Here is a 446-nt window from a genome sequence, read left to right on the forward strand (position 1 = left end):
AACCAATGGATATCATCAAAGCATCGGAGTTAGTAAATCAGTATCTTCAAGTTGAAGAGAAGAAAATGAACGAGTTCGGCTGCGCTTTACCAAATTATGTTAATCCAAATATTAAACTGGTTATCGATGAGAGGCATACTGAAACACATGAATTCGGTTGGGTATTCTATTTCAATTCTGAACAATTTATTAAAACAGAAGATTGGGTACATGCCTTGGCAGGTAATGCTCCAATCATTGTAGACAAATCTATTCCAAAATTAATACATACTGGAACAGAAAACCCAACAGAGTATTATGTAGCTAACTATGTTAAAAATGGCGATCCACATAAAGAGTGATTGAGAGGTTACCTAACAAGGCGCTCAAGAACGGACAAAAAACAGTTGGCTTTTGTTCACTACGTTCACTATTTTAGCCAACAATTTTTTGCCGCTTAGCGTGGC

The 446-nt window shown here is 36.5% G+C and carries 1 protein-coding gene; it reads left to right on the forward strand.

The window, feature by feature from the left end; all coding sequences use genetic code 11:
- Window positions 1-341 (forward strand): YrhB domain-containing protein (locus AC27JP_RS20320; protein WP_487117762.1); only part of this gene is annotated, 341 nt, incomplete at its 5' end.
- Window positions 342-446: the final 105 nt, after the last annotated feature.

The sequence above is a fragment of the Colwellia sp. SU-HH01172 genome (assembly GCF_057553355.1).